Annotated in this window: 9 protein-coding genes and 2 pseudogenes; 2 read left to right on the forward strand and 9 right to left on the reverse strand. The window is 43.4% G+C overall.

The window, feature by feature from the left end:
• Positions 1 to 58: 58 nt before the first annotated feature.
• The 8 genes from J3U76_RS12490 to J3U76_RS12520 all read right to left on the reverse strand — a co-directional run bounded on the left by J3U76_RS12490 (position 59) and on the right by J3U76_RS12520 (position 11433).
• On the reverse strand, positions 59 to 3214 hold the full coding sequence (locus tag J3U76_RS12490) for a type I restriction endonuclease subunit R (RefSeq protein ID WP_208006318.1): 3156 nt from the start codon (positions 3212 to 3214) through the stop codon (positions 59 to 61).
• 75 nt (positions 3215 to 3289) lie between these two features.
• On the reverse strand, positions 3290 to 3799 hold the full coding sequence (locus J3U76_RS12495; RefSeq protein ID WP_208006319.1) for a hypothetical protein: 510 nt from the start codon (positions 3797 to 3799) through the stop codon (positions 3290 to 3292).
• Positions 3800 to 3801: 2 nt separating this feature from the next.
• Positions 3802 to 4812 (reverse strand): ATP-binding protein, encoded by a 1011-nt coding sequence (locus J3U76_RS12500; RefSeq protein WP_208006320.1) that lies wholly within the window; start codon positions 4810 to 4812, stop codon positions 3802 to 3804.
• 131 nt (positions 4813 to 4943) lie between these two features.
• A complete protein-coding gene (locus J3U76_RS14635) occupies positions 4944 to 5075 on the reverse strand; it encodes a hypothetical protein (RefSeq protein ID WP_279382289.1) in 132 nt (43 codons plus the stop codon).
• Positions 5068 to 6579: a restriction endonuclease subunit S gene (locus J3U76_RS12505; RefSeq protein WP_208006321.1), complete on the reverse strand. Its 1512-nt coding sequence runs from the start codon at positions 6577 to 6579 to the stop codon at positions 5068 to 5070. Before J3U76_RS12505 ends, J3U76_RS14635 begins: the two co-directional genes overlap by 8 nt.
• Positions 6569 to 8278 carry a class I SAM-dependent DNA methyltransferase gene (locus J3U76_RS12510; RefSeq protein ID WP_208006322.1) on the reverse strand — a complete coding sequence of 570 codons (1710 nt, stop codon included), beginning with the start codon at positions 8276 to 8278 and terminating at the stop codon, positions 6569 to 6571. Before J3U76_RS12510 ends, J3U76_RS12505 begins: the two co-directional genes overlap by 11 nt.
• A gap of 683 nt (positions 8279 to 8961) precedes the next feature.
• The gene (locus J3U76_RS12515) at positions 8962 to 10137 is read right to left on the reverse strand and encodes a ParB N-terminal domain-containing protein (protein WP_208006323.1); all 1176 of its coding nucleotides are present in this window, start codon (positions 10135 to 10137) and stop codon (positions 8962 to 8964) included.
• 66 nt (positions 10138 to 10203) lie between these two features.
• Complete coding sequence (locus J3U76_RS12520; protein ID WP_208006324.1) at positions 10204 to 11433, reverse strand: ParA family protein; 1230 nt, start codon at positions 11431 to 11433, stop codon at positions 10204 to 10206.
• 1362 nt (positions 11434 to 12795) lie between these two features.
• Between J3U76_RS12520 and J3U76_RS14765 the strand changes: the two are divergent.
• Positions 12796 to 13476, forward strand: a pseudogene (locus tag J3U76_RS14765) (PAS domain-containing protein); the annotation flags it as partial.
• Between the two features lie 153 nt (positions 13477 to 13629).
• Positions 13630 to 14001: pseudogene (locus J3U76_RS14770) on the forward strand (methyl-accepting chemotaxis protein); the annotation flags it as partial.
• Between the two features lie 105 nt (positions 14002 to 14106).
• Here the strand turns inward: J3U76_RS14770 and J3U76_RS12530 are convergent.
• The gene (locus J3U76_RS12530; protein WP_208006326.1) at positions 14107 to 15465 is read right to left on the reverse strand and encodes a methyl-accepting chemotaxis protein; all 1359 of its coding nucleotides are present in this window, start codon (positions 15463 to 15465) and stop codon (positions 14107 to 14109) included.

A 15465-nucleotide genomic window follows, 5' to 3' on the forward strand; every position in this document is an offset into this window, starting at 1 on the left:
GCTTATAAAGGAGGCATTGCACACTAATTGATGTCTCCTTGGTTTGTTTATTTCCAGCCTAGTGCGTCCAAGCATTAGAGAGCACTTCTGCCTGCTTCAAGATCAGCTCTATCGCTGCTATCGCTTTATCTGGTGGGTATTTATAACGTTGCAGGGTGCGACGCACCAGAATGCGTAACCGAGATCTTACGCTCTCTCGCACCTGCCAATCTACCGTTGTTGAGCGGCGCAGTTTATCAGTGATCTCAACCGCTATTTTTTTGAGAACCTCATCACCCAACTCTCGGGCGGCACTTTCGTTATTGCTTAACGCATCATAAAACGCCACTTCATCAGGAGTTAACCCAAGCTCGGCTTCGCGCTCCATTTCTTGCTGAAACTGCTTGGCCATGGCAATGAGCTCTTCGATCACTTGCGCGGTTTCTATGCCGCGGTTGTTGTACTTGCGCAGGGTTTCTTGCAGACGTTCGGCGTATTTTTTCTCTTGCACTACGTTGTTGTGGGTCTTGGCTTTAATGTCGTCTTTTAGCAGTTTTTCTAATAACTCAACGGCAAAATTTTTATAGGGCATGCTCCGCACATCATCTAAAAATTCATCAGATAATAAGCCAATGTTGGGCTTATCTAGCCCACATAAGGCAAACACATCGTCGACACCTTGAGCCACTACCGCATTATCGAGGATTTGCTTTAGTGCTGTGTTCTTCTCTTCTTGGGTGAGCTTACGATCCACACTGGTATTTTTAGTGATGGCGGTTTTAATGGCGCTTAAAAAAGCAATTTCTTTGCGTAACGCTTTGGCTTCATCCAGTGTGGCACACAAAGAGAAAGCTTTAGTCATGGCCAATACTGCATCTAAGAAGCGTTTCTTGCCGTCTGGTAATCCTAAAATATGATTGGCGGTGGGCACTAATAGCTGATAGGCCTGGGTTTCAAACTCACTGTAATCAAAGCGCTCGTTGTCTGGCCCTTTGGCAAACATGCCACGAATAATATCCAGCTTCTCTAGCAAGATGGCGAATGCTTCTGCCGTATCATGAGTGGGCTCGCCGCGGCCTTTAGAGTCGGTGTAAGTTTTTAATGCCTGCTTAAGCTCATTAGCAATGCCAATATAATCCACCACTAAACCACCGGGCTTATCTTTAAACACGCGGTTTACTCGGGCGATGGCTTGCATCAGATTGTGGCCCTTCATGGGTTTGTCCACATACATGGTATGACAAGCGGGTGCGTCAAAGCCGGTCAGCCACATATCGCGCACTATCACTAGCTTAAGCGGATCATTTACGTCTTTAAAACGCTGCTCTAAGCGCTTTTTAGTTTGTTTATTGTAAATGTGCGGCTGCAATAACGGCTTATCAGAAGCTGAACCAGTCATGACCACTTTAATGCCACCCAGCTCGGGATCCGTGGAATGCCATTCTGGGCGAATAGCCACTATCTCGTTATACAGTTGCGCACAAATATCACGGCTCATGGCCACTATCATGGCTTTACCGGCGATGGATGCATTGCGGGTTTCGTAGTGAGCCACTAAGTCTTCGGCAATTTGTTGTAAGCGCGGCTGAGAGCCCACTAATTTTTCTAGTCGGCTCCACTCGCCCTTAGTTTTTTCGCGGTTACCAGCATCTTCTTCGTCTTCTACCACTTCGTCTACTTGGTCGGATAACTGATTAATTTCTTCTCGATTTAAGTCGAGCTTAGCCAGTCGCGACTCGTAATAGATAGGTACAGTTGCGCCGTCCTCTACCGCATCTTGAATGTCGTAGATAGACACATAATCGCCAAATACGGCGCGAGTGTCTTTGTCATCGTTAGCGATGGGCGTGCCGGTAAAACCAATAAAAGAGGCGAAGGGTAGGGCGTCACGCATGTGCTTGGCGTAACCAAACTTGTAACTGCCGTCCTCTTTTAACGTGGCTTTTAGACCATATTGGCTGCGGTGTGCTTCGTCCGATATCACCACAATATTATGGCGAGCGTTTAACACTGGATGTTCGGTTTCGTCATTGAGCAGCGCAAACTTTTGCACCGTAGTAAAAATAATGCCGCCAGCTTCGCGCGCGGCCAATAACTCGCGCAAGCTGTCGCGATCGTGAGCTTGCATGGGATCTTGTTTTAGTAACTCGTTTGTGCTGCTAAAGGTGGAAAACAGCTGACCATCAAGATCGTTGCGATCTGTTACCACAATAATGGTTGGGTTATTCATTTCAGGCTGTTGTATGAGTTTGCCCGCATAACAACACATTGAAATACTCTTGCCCGACCCTTGTGTGTGCCATACCACACCGGCTTTTTTACTGCCTGGCTCTATTTCACTGCCGTAGCTAGCACGGCGGTTAGCGACCATGCCAAGGCTTGGCTCTTGGGCAGCAATCACAGTCGCGTTTACCGCCTCGCGCACCGCGTGAAACTGATGATATCCGGCTATTTTTTTGATCAACTTGCCGGCGTCGGTTTCAAACAACACAAAGTAGCGAATATAGTCGAGCAGCATTTCTCGGTCGAAAAAGCCACGGACCATGGTTTCTAGTTGCCATTCCAATAATGGTTTATCGTCTTCATGCTTAATGGTGCGCCACGGCATAAAGCGCTCTTGGTTAGCGGTAAGCGAACCCACCCGAGCGGTATAGCCATCGCTAACCACCAGTGCTTCGTTGTATACAAATAAGTCTGACACTTCATCTTTATAGGTTTGCAGCTGATTAAAGGCCGCCCACACATCGGCATTGTCACTACTGGGGCTTTTCAGCTCTAACACTGCCAACGGTAACCCATTGATAAAACAGACTACATCGGGACGACGTAGCTGTTTGCTACCGGAAATAGTGAACTGATTAATGGCACGAAAACGGTTGGCGTCTAACTGTTCAAAATCAATGAGAAAGGCATGGTCGTGAACTTGTTTATCGTCACGCTTATATTCTACTGGCACGCCTTCAAGCAGTAAGCGGTGAAAAGCACGGTTGCTCACCGTGACATCCAAGCTTTCGGGCTTGCTTACTTTGGCCAGCACTTGTTCAATAGCTGAGGCGGGCAAATGAGGATTAATACGAACGAGCGCATGCTCAAGATCAGCCAGCAGCAGCACTTGTCGATAATCACTACGCTCAGGAGCAGGGCCATCGGAAGCCAGATCGGGGCCATAACTAATTTCCCAACCGCCTTCTGCCAGCCATGCTAAGCACAACTGCTCTAACTGATCTTCATTCATCCTATATCCCTATTTTATATAGCTGGACTAGCATAGCCGCTTCAATTATTTATCTTTCGTTACTCCGCTAAATAATTAGGCAGTTTTGCTCAGTAATCCGTGACTTCTTGCCATATCTTCGTTGATCACGAATATATTGATACGCCAGATTTTTAGTTGCCGATGGAGAGTTTGCCTTAGTTTATCAGTCAGACTATTTAGAAACTCTCGCGGGGCTCTAGGTATGACTAGATAGAATTGAATATCAGCTTGTTGCCAATTGATATTAGCCATGCTGGGACCCAACTCTCTCACCAATTCTGTATGTCGCGGCGCAGTACCGGCAAGGAGTAGTTGAAGTGAATTATCAAATTTCTCTAACATGTCGCTAAAATACTGCTCATATTCCGACAAACTTTTCTGAGGATTTGGCACTGAAGCTCTCGCTTCAATAAACACCAGCTTGTTGTTGCTCGCTGACCACCATACAAACTCGCACGCCTTAATGCCGCCCAAGCGCGCAGCACAAGGTGAGTTCTCAACGCGAAAAATAGTATCCTGAGCGAAGGGTCCGAAGGTTACCCCTGATTCAGTTATTGTGATCATACTTAAATACCCTCGAATTCCTGCTCAAATAGCCGAATCGACTCGTTGATGATTTCATTGTCAGGTAAACCATGTTGCAACAAGCAGCTCTGTTGCCAATTACCTTCGTCATTGGCAATAAAGCAGGGGATAGGTAGATTGTTCTGACGTGCAATCAGCAGCATTTTCTTGACCACATAATAAGAGTGCGTGGCCATAAATATCTGAATACCTTGTTGTGCCAGCATGTGCACTATATCTAACAGCTGCACAATAGCAGTGGGGTGCAAGGCTGACTCAGGCTCGTCGATAAATACTACTGAGCCCGGTGTGAGATAGCGATTACCCAACAATGTATCGAGTATTGCAATCTTCTTAATGCCTTCCGCAGTGCTGTGAATAGAAAAGCGTGAGTTGCCTTGCTTATAGACCCATTGCTGGTCTTCAAACATCACTCTACCCTGAAATATCGATTCTAGTTGCTTGCGAGACTTAGAGAAGCTATCGAAGTTACGGCCCGCTTGCGTTGGGTTTTGCAAAGCTAGTACCAAGTCAGCATAAGTAGAGTCATAGCCAAACTCTCGGTTCTGCACTGCACTTTTAAGGATCACATGCCACAAAGTCAGCACTTCTTTGGGCGGTAAAAATACAGAATTGTCGCTTCGCAGTTGTAGTGTATTGTTGCTGGCTTTTACCTGTTTGCTGGTATCTTTGCCAAAGCTAAAAGCGATCTCGCTGTTATCACCCATCCGAATGCTCGCTTCCAGCCGGCTACCTTGAGTGCGCCGCACCATGTCTCCTAAGTGCTGGGTCTGAAAGGTCCAGTAGAGTTTATCGCTGAGTACTTCGTTAAAGTTACGGTTGTCTTGACCTCGGCCAAACTCTTCTTGTGCTCTTATCGCGCAATAAAGCATTTTTAATAACCAAGTTTTCCCGCAGCTATTTCTCCCAATAAGTAAATTAAGCTTGCCTAGCTGCAGACCTTCGGCCTTTTTAACCGGGCCACTGTTGTGTATGGAGAATTGGCTAATCATAGTCTCAACCTTTTGATTCTTTATGAGAATATATCATGGATACAAACGTGGCTCATTACTGCGGTACTTGTGAAGTATCATGTGTACACGGGTTTTGTTCATTGCACGCCCTTATTATTCATCACTGTTTTCTAACCCCGGTAAAGATTTTGCCAAACTTTGGGCAGTTCACCTTTGCCATCACGGCCACCCGCCAGCTTAAAATCAATGGATGATGTTTCTCGTAGCAGATTGAAATCATCTATCGAGTCGAGGCTAAACATCTAAAGCTTCCTTGGTTTTGCTGGCTGGCACTGAATCATCGGCTAATACTGAAACGTCTAACTCGCCGGAAAGGAGTTTGGGGATCAGGGTATCGCGGAGCTCTTGAACAAATAAAACCTCTTTCTTTGACGAGGAAACTTTATTATAAATATTTCCAGCTAGTTCATGGAAAACATCCATTAAAGACTTACATGGTACAACCGTTTCAATTTTCCTTAAATTACTTACAGGCCTAGAAATAGAAGGAACTCCTACTTGCGATGTATTAGCTAACAGCTCATATTGACCTAAATATGATTTAAAATAATTAACAATATACAAAGAAGAAACTAAATTTTTATTTGGTCGCATATAAAACTGACGTTGAGACAATACGTAACGCTTATGTCTTGAATTCTCGGGAATAAACGCAACTTGACCTATACTTCCCGCATGAGTAAATACGACATCACCTCTACAAACATTAGCTTTACCCAATTTATCAGCATGTTTTAACGTCAAGTAATTAAATGAGCTGTCCTCTAACATAACCCCTTTTAAGTGCTGCCCACTAATTACCGGAATTCCAGACTCTACAAAAGTGTCTACTTTTATATTTGAGCCAAACGGCCCCATTGCAATTATTTCTGATAACTGCTCCATTGTTTTCACCTCCCAGCCCTCTGGCACACTTCCCAGCTCTGACTCCACCAGCGCGTTGGGGAATAACGCGGCGGTGATGGCGAGTTGTTCGGCCTTGATGGGGGTTGGGGTGTTGTGGTTGAGTTTTTCGTCAATGGCTTGTTGCAGGTGGCGGTTTAGGTTTTGCTGAATATCTGTCAGTTGTTCTAGCGTGATGGCACCGCAAATAATCGCTTGAGCGGCGAGTTCTTGGGTGGCGGTGTCTGCGCCCATATTTTGGGCGGTGATTTTGGCGCGAGTGGGTTCAAAATCGACAAACCAGCTTTTGAAAATCGCTTGCGCGATGTGCTCTAGAGTTTGGTTGGTTTGACGGTTGAGCTCGATTTTATTTGCTATATCTGACAAAACCTTTGCAACTCCACCTTCAGCACTACCATGCCTTGGTATTTTTAATGCTTTTAATACTGGAATTCTAACATTGCTAACAGTAGAGCCTGTTCCCTCATTCCAAGCGATTTGGTGCTGAACAAAAGGTGATTGCAAAGCCCAAAACAAATACTCTCCATTAACACTTTCTTTAGGGCGCAATAAAACCTGTCTTTGACCAAGACAGCACTGAAGTCCTTTCGGGATAATACAAACTTCACCCATTGGTGCTTCACGCGTAAATACTATATCGCCAGCTTGTGGCACAGCTCTTCTAATACGTTTTTCATAATCCTCTTGGTTAGTGAAACTTGGGGAGCTTAAATCTAAAACACCATTTCTAATATTTTGATTGCGTAAGACAAGGAAGCCCTCATCCGTCCATTTTGGTGTTGAGTGTGGACAATCAACTACTAGTTCGCACATTGACTCCAAGGTATCGTATTCAGCATTCATAACCCAACCCCGCTAAGTTCTTTTTAATCTCGGCTTCTAATCGGGCTGATTCGGCAAACTGTTCTTTTAAGGTGCTGGTTAGGCGTGCCATTTTTTCAGCAAAGGGTTCGCCGTCATCGATCTCTGCGGCGGCACCCACATAGCGGCCGGGGGTCAGCACAAAGTCGTGCTTTTGCATATCTGTGAGGCTGGCACTAAAGCAAAAGCCTGCTTGGTTTTCATACCCCTCGTCTTTTTGCCATGCATGAAACACGTCGGTCACGGTAGCTAAGTCTTCGGCGGTAAAGTCGCGCAACACACGGTCGCGCATATAGCCTAATTGGCGAGCGTCGATAAACAGTACTTCACCTTGGCGGTTGACCTTGCCACTTTTTGTATCAGCGGCTTTATTCTTGGTTAAAAACCAAATACAGGCCGGAATTTGGGTGTTGGTAAACAACTGGCCGGGCAGGGCGACCATGCACTCTACTAAGTCTTCTTCTATTAAACGCTTGCGGATCTCGCCTTCATTGTTGGTGTTTGAGCTCATGGAGCCATTGGCCAACAATAATGCCATTGAGCCGGTAGGCGCTAAGTGATGCAGCATGTGCTGCACCCAAGCAAAGTTGGCGTTGCCTTTAGGCGGCGTACCGTATTGCCAGCGCACATCGTCTGCTAAAGACTCATGCCACCAATCTTTGATATTAAACGGCGGGTTGGCCATTACAAAGTCGGCGCGCAAGTCAGGATGCTGATCGTCTAAGAAGGTGTCGGCATTCTTTTTACCAAAGTTAAAATCGATACCACGAATCGCCATGTTCATGGCGGCCAACTTCCAAGTAGTGGGATTCGACTCTTGGCCATAAACGGAAATATGTTGGCGTTGCTCGGCGGCATCGTAATGCTGAATAGTGGCTTTTTCTTCGATAAATTTATCGCTAGACACAAAAAAGCCGCCGGAGCCCATGGCCGGATCGTATACTCGGCCAGAGTAGGGCTGCAGCATTTCTACAATCAAGGTCACAATGCTTTTGGGCGTGTAATACTGACCGCCTTGTTTGCCTTCGGCGAGGGCAAATTGACCTAAGAAGTATTCGTACACATGGCCCAGAATATCTTTACTGTGCAGGCTGAGTGCTTGGCCTTTGTATTCAGGGCTGGCAAACGAGGTATCAGAAAAAGAGTGGATCAGCCCAATCAATTTATCGCTGTCGAGTTGGTATTGGCTAATGCGGTTTAAGATACCTTTCAGCTTGGCGTTATTGCTTTCAATGGCTTCTAGCGCATTATCTACCAACCAAGAGACTGAGCGTAGTTTTACGTCTTCACCTTGTGCATTTTTCCACAGTACCGAGCCGGTGGGCAAAATAGCCTTTTCTTTGAGCGTGCTCCAACGAGCGGCTCTAGGCACCCAAAACACGTTGGCTTCGCGGTAGTAATCCAGTATCTCTAGCTCGTCCGCCAGTGCCTGTTGGTACTCTTGCTCGCTGTCGTAATCTTCACGTGGCATAAAGTAGATGTTGTCATCACCGTCTTGCTGAAACAGCGCAATTAGCTCTTTTTGGCGTTCATCAAAAGCATCAGACACATACTTTAAGAAAATCAGCCCCAGCACTATGTGTTTATAGTTAGCGGCATCTAAGTTAGCCCGCAGTTTATCTGCGGCCTTCCATAGCTTGTCATCCAGCTCTTTTAAAAATTCTTGTTCTAAGTTTTGCATGTGTTCCCCAAAAAGTGCCAACCGAATCGTGCGGCAAACTGGCCAAATGATACCCCGTTAAGCAACAGAGCTTCAATTTAGGTAAATATTTATCAGGTTTTGTGCCTAGTACTCCGTCTAAGTAAAGGAGCCTTAGCGAGTTAATTTAGACGGAGTACTAGGCATGAGCTTCTCATTACTTACAAAGACAGTCATTGTTGATACGGTTTTATTATGAGTAAACCGATTGATACAGAGCCTGTGTCAGATCGGTTAGCAAGGTAAAAGCCTACGCTATTGCCCTTCAATTCTAAATGAAGAACAGTACTAGTGCATGGCTCACTTTTGCTGAGAGGATTACTAAATATACGCTTAACGCTCGTAGCAATGTGTGGAGAGAAGGCAGATACGGGAGATACGCCTGGAGTTACCCCCCGCTATACTTAACTCCTAACTAGCGCGTACTGACAATAAGGCGTATACCGGTGCACTGATCGCCTTATATTACTCCGTATTTAGCCCAAAGTTAGTAAACAGTGTTTACTAACTTTGGTTGTTATTTGCACAAACGCTTAGATTTTACTCGTTGTGTGTTTTTCATGCTAAAACGGTAAACACTGTTTTCTCTTGATGTTTTAAATCCAAAATAAGTAGGCTTCATCAACATAAATTGATGTGGCCTACTACGCTTGGGTCCACTTAGCCTAATCGTTGGTAGTGCTTTCCATTGCTGCCAAATACTGGGCAACCATTTTTTTTATTTCTGCCATTTGTGATTCTGGGAGCTTACGGAATGTCATTTTCATCCCATCTTTTACCGTCGTACTAGTTACAATTGACTCTCGTCCTGTAAATACTGACTCACTGGTTTCTTGAACTTCTGGGGTCGGTGCTAGCGTCGCAAAGGCTTCTGTTATTTCTGCTCTCGCTGCGTTATCAATAACCCGAATAACTGTTTCAGATAATCCAAGCAACTCGACCATTTCGGGAAGCTCCATCAACTGAGCCAAGTTTTCGCAGGCTATTACCGGTGCGAGTTCATTATCAACAAACTCACTTTGCTCTAGCATTAATGCTCTTGTCTGCTTTACTGCTCGCTCTAACTGTATGTCTTTAACGCTAATATTAGCGGCTAGTTTTTCCGGTTTAAGCGACTTTATAAACTCTAAAAGTTCTTTATCAAACTTTAACTCTTGGGCTTGAGACCACATAGTCCTATAAGCATTGATTCGTGGGCGTCCTAAATCAAAGCCACTAGCGTGTGCTTGGTAAAACTCTTTTGGTAGCAAGTATGCATCTCTTGCTTGATACACTTTGACCTTACTTATACCTTCTTGGCGTGCTATCTCTACCGGCGACACTCCTTTATCAATAAGGAGTGTGTATTGCTTCCCTTGCTCATACTGTGATAATTGCTTATAGACGTTGCCAATCTCTGAAAGATACCGAGCTGTTTTCTCATCAACTAGCGGACTAGTGGTGATATACATATAGTAAGGACGTTTGGTAATTATACAGGTTGCGCGACGACGAGAGCCGTCCAGTGCTTCATAGCGGCCATCAGGTAATTGGCGACCTATAGCTGGAAACGTCATGCCGTGTTTGCGTACAGACGGTATCAAGTCACGCAATGCAAATGTGTTTAATGCTTCTTGAATTCTGCCATTACCACTAAAGACTGTCGTTTTTTTCTCGATATCTTCTGGTTGTATGGTAATTAATTTGAACGTTACTTCTTTTTCATTACCTAAGTTTAAGGTGATTTCTGACTTCTGTTGATGTGCTTGTTGAGCAAATACGTCTTTTGCTCCTTCTTTCTCCAGCTCAGCCATACTAGTCACGGCGCCGGGAGTAAATGCTTGGCGTCTTACTTTTTTCATCTATTTAATCTCTCTTAAAAATGTCAGCAATAACATCTAAACTTTGTTGTACTTACCAGAGGCGAGTTACTGTGTGTCAACTTGGTCCAGCACTGAAATATCTAATAACCCCCACCGATTAAGTAACATCCCTTCAATTTCAGCCAGCACTCGGTAAAACTCGGCTTGGGCGTTTCTAAGGGATACTTTGCCTTTGTGGTACTCGTGGGGGGAGTACTCATAAATAGTAGACATTTGAGTAGAGCAATGTTTTACCGCTTCTGAATTAATAAACTCTGAATTCATCATAAAATGGCCGAATTTTTGACGGTAAATTTCAGTACTTTGTACTTCAGCTTGTGAGCGACGGTCAAAGCGTGTCACTAGCATTTTTATATTGTCGTAACCCTTATGGCCAGCAAGCTCCAGTCGCTCATAAATTCGCGTCATGGAGCGTAAGTATTTGCCTGTGGCATCTTGATCGTTTTGGTGAGCTTGTACTGGGATGAGGATGCTATTTGCTGCATAGAGTGCGTTCATTACCTTATAGTCAAGGCTTGGGCCAGTATCAATTAAGATGATGTCGAAGTCATTACGTACTGCTTCAATCACTTTCTCTAAGTGGCTATAAGGGTTAAAGTTTTTGCCATGCTCTCGAGACTTATCCTGCATCCATAGTTCAACATAGTTGTCATCGACACTAGCAGGGAGAACACGAAGGTTAGGTACGTTGGTTGGCAAGAAGGCGTTGTTGCATACATCTGTATAAGTTACACCTTCACTTAACTCATACCCCTCAGTCATTAAATCCCCTACAGTTAGCATATTGTCACTATCAAACTGGGGAGCTAAATACATAGTTGCTGTGCCTTGAGGGTCACAATCAATAATGCCGATCCGGTATTCATTTTTAAGTTGAACGGCCAAGCCTACACCGGCAGTTACAGTGGTCATAGTCTTAGCAGCACCACCTTTTAAGTTTGCAATGGTGATGACAAGAGGGTTAACGTCCGATGGTGCTTCCCATCTCTCTTTAAGTACATGACGACGTAATTCTTGTAGCTGGGGAAAAGTAATAGACCAGCGAGCGCCACCTTCTTTAGGGTCAATTCCAAGCTCAGCAATGCGCTTATTTAACGTTCGACTATTAATCCCTCCTAAATCTTCACATACCTCAGACTGGTTATAATTACGAAAGAACTTCCCGTTAGGTGCGTCACCATCTTCAGTTAAAAAGTTACGCTGTTCGCGTGAAAGGCTTTCAGCTACTCGGGCAAGTTGCTCAATTTTTTGCAGTGTGCTTTTACCTGCGTCCATGTGACTCTCCAAGTTCCTGGTATGTATTGCTCTTAGTTAAGCTCATTAGAGCACTTAATTTGACTGTATGCACTGTTTTTCGTTGTATGGCGCTCAATTAGAGAGTTGTAATGATTGATAGTGTATTCTTTGTATATTAATGTTCATAAGATAGGATGTGAGAACGCTACAGTTATAGTGTTTTGTTAATCTAAAGGTTCAGTGTTATGCACACAGCTGTGGATAACTATTTCATATGCGCTATCAAACACTGCTACGATTCCTCTCTTTCATGTGCTGCGATGACCAGTGCTGGGTTCGCTAGAAAGAGCTTTACTCTAACGAGCATTCAACAGGATTTTTAATTTGGTCATATATAACGTCAGCAGGCTATCCCCTGCTCTAAAAGAATGGTTTTTTGCGGAGAAGATGAAAATGAAAAACGTTACGCTGATAAGCTCTGAGTTGGGTTAATCAGATAAAACACCGAATTCTACCAGTCCATATAATAGGTGCTAAAGCTCTATGAGATGTAAAATTGACTCAGGTTAATATTCTAACGATTACTGGTTGTTTGTTTTTTATACTAAAAAGTAAACACTGTTTACTTTAAAGGTTTTAGATTAGTTAGCTGAAATACTACTAAGCCGCTACCGTACGAGCCGTCAGATGAAGAAGGTAGGGATGATAAGCTGTCAGCTTCCAGAGCACACTGATAAGAAAACAAGTAATGAGCATGTTGAAAAAACCAATGAACTCATACCAATCGGATTACAGTCAGTTGAGACCGCATCAGCACAATGGTGGAATGAGCCCAAATAAAGCTGAGGAAAACTACTAGAATAACTATAAACCGGTGGCCAGTTTTACTTGACCACTACACCTTCACTTACAATATCTCCTATATAGCAACAACTGTTTATTTATTGAACTAAAATAGTAAACAGTGTTTACTTTAGTTAATCATTGTATGCAAGGCTCTGTAGAGAAGTGAGTTCTCCCTGTGTATAGCGAAAGGTATTTAGCTACAGCCTGCCTTAAGCTTTGAAAGCAGTTGGGTTTGTGTATTAAATACATTCATTAAGTCAGCTTACTACCTAGTAAAAAAACTCTACCTTTAGACTTGTTCAACTTTACTGGCTAACTCAAACTTTTATCATCCAATGCACTACCTTTCTCTGTGAAATCATCTTTTTATGATCTATATATCATAAGGAAAAGTAATATTAGGATATGGTTATACTGCTGTTAATTTTGGTATAAGTAACTATTAGAATAAGGTTCCATCATATGTTTAAGAGTAAAGCATTAAAATATGAGCTTGGTGTTATTAAGGAAAAACAATACAAAGTTCAGTCAGTACTTAACGCCATCCGCTCGCACATGGCTGTAATAGAGTTCACTCCGGAAGGAAAAGTACTGGATGCAAATACTAACTTTTTAAACATAGTAGGATACTCACTGGAAGAGATAACTTTTGCTCCACATAGTTTGTTCTGTAGCCCAGGTATCGATAGAGAAAAAGCTTATCAAGACTTCTGGGCTAAGCTAAGGCAGGGAGTATCTCAAAGTGGCACTTTTCAACGATTTAACAAATTAGGTGAGTCGCTTTGGCTGGAAGCTACTTATTTTCCTGTGTTAGATAAACAAAGTCGCGTATATAAAATAGAAAAGATAGCGAGTGATATCACAGAGAAACAGCAGAAGTTAAAAAGCCAAGAAGCAGTACTTAGTTCCCTACATGAGTCAATGGCAGTTATCGAGTTTTCAACTGATGGCACTGTGGTGACAGCGAATGACAACTTTTTAAATGTTATGGGCTATCGGTTAGATGATGTGGTCGGTAAAAAACATGAAATATTTTGTGAACCAAATTTTTATACTCAACATCCTAACTTTTGGCAGGACTTACTATCAGGCACACACAAAGGAGGTCGTTTCAAGCGTATCAATGCGTACGGTGAAGAAGTATGGCTTAGAGCAACCTATAATCCTATCTTTGATGATAACAATGAAGTCAATCGTATTATTAAGTTTGCTAGTGATATAACCGATAATATCAGGCAAGCAGAGCGTAATATGGCTATTTCAGAGGAGATAGGAGTAATTGCTAGAGAGACTTCAGAGATTGTTGAACAAGGTAATCATTCCCTAAATTCTTCTGTAGAAAGCTCTAGCAAAGTATCCACGGATCTTGAGAATTCGATAGAGATTGTTCAACGTTTAAACGAACAAGCTCATAATATTGAAGAAATTGTTGCCACTATTAGTGGCGTTGCAGATCAAACTAATTTACTTGCGCTCAATGCTGCTATAGAAGCAGCTCGTGCAGGCGAGGCGGGTCGAGGATTTGCTGTTGTTGCCGATGAAGTTAGATTGCTAGCGGGCCGAACTAGTCATGCAACAGTAGAGATTGGAGACGTTGTGCACGAAAATCGCCGTTTGACAGCCCAAGTCTCATCATCTATATCAGAAGTTAATGATGTCGCATTGCTTAGTCGAGAGCAGGTTCATCAAGTAGAACAAGTGATGACAAAAATACATAGAAGTGTCATGTCAATACAGAGCGCTGCTGCCGATCTATCTTAAGGCGATGTGATCAGTTGTTATACAGGTAATAGCTAAAGGCTATATCATCATAAGTCACTCCTATTATGGAGTGACCATAATATTAAAAACGTACTGTTTAAACGCTTAGCAAGCTATGTCTGAGCTAGAGGCTATTTCAACAATCATAGTATCTAACAAACTCAAGACTTCTGATGAGCATGACTTAAGAGTATGCACTAACTCTCTCGATTGCTGATTATAGCGTTCAGGATCAATGCGTTTATTATTAAAATCTTGTGCTAGCTTAAACAGCTCACGTCCAGCCGCGTGAACTTGAGGATGAACTTGGTTAACCAATCGATCGGCATTGCTTAGTTTTAATATTCCTGTAGCGTCTTCACTCGCTAAAAATACACCTAAGCGGCATTGATTATGGTCTCTAACTTCAACCTCTTTGATTGAATCTTCATTAAAAATAGCATAGCGGATAATTTTATCTACCCAGATGACATGATCTCTTTTTGCGCTTGCTAATGCTAGGCAGGGTGAAATTATACGAACATTAGCAAAAATATCATCAGCATCAGTGCGTAGTGGCTCTAGTGCGCTCATAAGACTTTTAAAAATATCGGCTAAAGCATTAGAGTCATCAGAGTTAGAGCTGACTTGTAGCGCCATATCATGAGCAACTTGACTTTGCTCTTCAGCAGCTGAGGCGATTGCGGTTGCTTGATCAAAGTTTAGATTAGCGGAATCTCTCGATTGTTGAATAACGGTAGAGACGCGCTCACGGCTTTCACCTGATTCTTTTACCGCATCAACAGATTGACTCAACCGCTCCTGCACGCCCTCAGAGCCAACGGTAATCTCATTTACAATCCCATAGATTTCTTTGGCGGCTTCGGCGCTTCGTGCTGCTAGTAGACGCACTTCGTCTGCAACTACAGCAAATCCTCGACCCGCTTCCCCGGCTCGTGCTGCCTCGATTGCCGCGTTAAGGGCAAGTAAGTTTGTTTGCTCTGAGATGGCATCTACAGTACTTGTAAGAGATTGGATGCTTTTAGTTTGCTCTGCAAGCTCATTCATTTGCTGATGAGCCTGAGTCAGAGAGAGATCCACTTCTGCGAAACGGGCTTCCATTTCATCTAAAGCAGAACTAGACTCTCTGGTGTATTCAAGTACGTTAGATGCTTGTTGTAATACATCTTGCCCTAAGTTACCTACTTCTGATGCACTGGCTGACATTTCTTCGATTGCGGCTGATAAGGTTTGAATATTACCCACTAAATTATTAATTCGGCGATCAAACTCCAGTGCATTTAAGCCAAGCTCAGAGGTGTGTGACGAGAACTTTACCAAACCGTTCACAATACCGATCTCTTTTTCGATGCTTTCTTTTAAATAAAGAGATAATGGTAGTAACCATGCTGGTGGACTATTCTTAACCCCACCATGTAAAAGTTTCTCGATTGTTATCTTTGTGTTGTTTTTTGTTAGAAACAT

Source organism: Oceanisphaera pacifica, assembly GCF_017498065.1.
Classification (GTDB): Bacteria; Pseudomonadota; Gammaproteobacteria; order Enterobacterales; family Aeromonadaceae; genus Oceanimonas; species Oceanimonas pacifica.

What these genes read in the sequence shown, in the direction of transcription:
- J3U76_RS12515 (WP_208006323.1), bottom strand. Translation starts at nt 10,137, where the DNA reads ATGAAAAAAGTAAGACGCCAAGCATTTACTCCCGGCGCCGTGACTAGT.
- J3U76_RS12530 (WP_208006326.1), bottom strand. Translation starts at nt 15,465, where the DNA reads ATGTTTCTAACAAAAAACAACACAAAGATAACAATCGAGAAACTTTTA.
- J3U76_RS12505 (WP_208006321.1), bottom strand. Translation starts at nt 6,579, where the DNA reads ATGAATGCTGAATACGATACCTTGGAGTCAATGTGCGAACTAGTAGTT.
- J3U76_RS12495 (WP_208006319.1), bottom strand. Translation starts at nt 3,799, where the DNA reads ATGATCACAATAACTGAATCAGGGGTAACCTTCGGACCCTTCGCTCAG.
- J3U76_RS12510 (WP_208006322.1), bottom strand. Translation starts at nt 8,278, where the DNA reads ATGCAAAACTTAGAACAAGAATTTTTAAAAGAGCTGGATGACAAGCTA.
- J3U76_RS14635 (WP_279382289.1), bottom strand. Translation starts at nt 5,075, where the DNA reads ATGTTTAGCCTCGACTCGATAGATGATTTCAATCTGCTACGAGAAACA.
- J3U76_RS12520 (WP_208006324.1), bottom strand. Translation starts at nt 11,433, where the DNA reads ATGGACGCAGGTAAAAGCACACTGCAAAAAATTGAGCAACTTGCCCGA.
- J3U76_RS12490 (WP_208006318.1), bottom strand. Translation starts at nt 3,214, where the DNA reads ATGAATGAAGATCAGTTAGAGCAGTTGTGCTTAGCATGGCTGGCAGAA.
- J3U76_RS12500 (WP_208006320.1), bottom strand. Translation starts at nt 4,812, where the DNA reads ATGATTAGCCAATTCTCCATACACAACAGTGGCCCGGTTAAAAAGGCC.